Source organism: Elstera litoralis, from assembly GCF_000963705.1.
Classification (GTDB): Bacteria; Pseudomonadota; Alphaproteobacteria; order Elsterales; family Elsteraceae; genus Elstera; species Elstera litoralis.
The window spans coordinates 1-1,467 of sequence record NZ_LAJY01000619.1 but is presented as its reverse complement, the minus strand read 5'-3'; the positions used below and the strand labels follow the sequence as shown (position 1 = coordinate 1,467).

Below are 1,467 nucleotides of genomic sequence, written 5' to 3'. Positions count from 1 at the left end.
AAAACGATCTGGCTCATATCATGGAAGCCATGGGTCGGGGCGGATGAGTATATTATGAAGCCGTTCGATGCCGAAATCATTCAAAGTAAGTTTAGCCAGGTAGGTATTCTTTGATGATTTCCGGCACCAATAGCCGAAATCTCGGGCCTGCCCGCTCGGATACGCCGCCGAAGGGTGGCGATGGTGTTATTCGCGTGATGCTGGTCGATGATAGCGCCGTTATTCGGGGGTTGTTCACCCGGGCGCTGGAGACGGACCCGGAGTTACAGGTCGTCGCTTCGGTCGGCGATGGCAAAATGGCGTTGAACGCGCTGAAACGCCAACAGGTCGATATCATCATCCTCGATATTGAGATGCCGGTGATGGACGGGTTGACGGCTCTGCCGCTGCTGCAAGAAGCCGCGCCCTCGGTGCCGATCATCATGGCCTCCACTTTGACGCGCAAGAATGCCGAGGTTAGCCTGCGCGCCCTGCGCGATGGGGCGAAGGATTACGTCACCAAGCCGTCAACCACCTCGGAATTGACCTCGGCGCAGGTGTTTCGCGACGAGTTGATTGCCAAAATCAAGGCCTTGGCCGGGCCGTCGCGCTCGCCGCGCCTCGAAATGCCGGGGATTCCGAAGCGCTTCACGAATACCGACGGCACGCAAACGGCGGGGGAGCGGACCTCGATGGTCCGCGTCAACCGCAGCGGGCCGATCACCCTGCGCCCGATGACGCATGAGACGCCCGAGATCATCGCGATCGGCTCGTCGACGGGGGGGCCGCAAGCGCTGTTCTCCGTGCTCGGCAGCCTGCCGAAAAATCTGCGCCAGCCGATCCTGATTACCCAGCATATGCCCGCGACGTTTACAACGATCCTTGCGGAACATTTGGCGCGGGTCACGGAACGGCCCTGCGTGGAAGCGCGCGACGGCGATCCGGTGCAAGCGGGGTACATCTATGTCGCGCCCGGTGATTTTCATATGACGGTAGAAGCCAATGGGGCGCAGCGCGTGCTGCGCGTTCAGAAGACTCCGCCGGAAAACTTCTGCCGTCCGGCGGTCGATCCGATGCTGCGCAGCCTGTCGGCCATTTATGGCCGGAAGCTGCTGGTCATCATCCTCACGGGGATGGGGCAAGATGGTATGCTGGGCGCGCAAACGGTGGTTCAACAGGGCGGTCTGGTCATCGGTCAGGACGAGGCGAGCAGCGTCGTTTGGGGCATGCCCGGTGCCGTCGCCTATGCCGGCCTGTGCAGTGCCATTCTGCCCTTGCCGGAAATCGGTCCTTTTCTCCACAAAATCGCGCTGAGGTCGGTAGCATGAAACCGGACGAGTTCGAGTTCATCAGTCGAACGGTTCGCCAGCGCTCCGGCTTGGTGTTGACCGAAGACAAAGCCTATTTGGTTGAAAGCCGTCTGCTGCCCGTTGCCCGCAAATTCGGGCATAAGTCGGTGGATGAGTTTGTCACCTCGGTTCATCGCGG

The 1,467-nt window shown here is 60.5% G+C and carries 1 protein-coding gene and 2 pseudogenes; all 3 read left to right on the top strand.

What is annotated here, in order from left to right; all coding sequences use genetic code 11:
• Positions 1 to 114, top strand: a pseudogene (locus tag VZ95_RS27495) (response regulator); the annotation flags it as partial.
• A gap of 83 nt (positions 115 to 197) precedes the next feature.
• On the top strand, positions 198 to 1,307 hold the full coding sequence (locus VZ95_RS18315) for a protein-glutamate methylesterase/protein-glutamine glutaminase (protein ID WP_045777140.1): 1,110 nt from the start codon (positions 198 to 200) through the stop codon (positions 1,305 to 1,307).
• A pseudogene (locus VZ95_RS29460) lies at positions 1,304 to 1,467 on the top strand (hypothetical protein); the annotation flags it as partial. The gene VZ95_RS18315 and the pseudogene VZ95_RS29460, both read left to right, overlap by 4 nt.

Excerpts from the sequence above, each read along its gene's own strand:
- VZ95_RS18315 (WP_045777140.1), top strand. The coding sequence starts at position 198 with ATGCTGGTCGATGATAGCGCCGTTATTCGGGGGTTGTTCACCCGGGCG.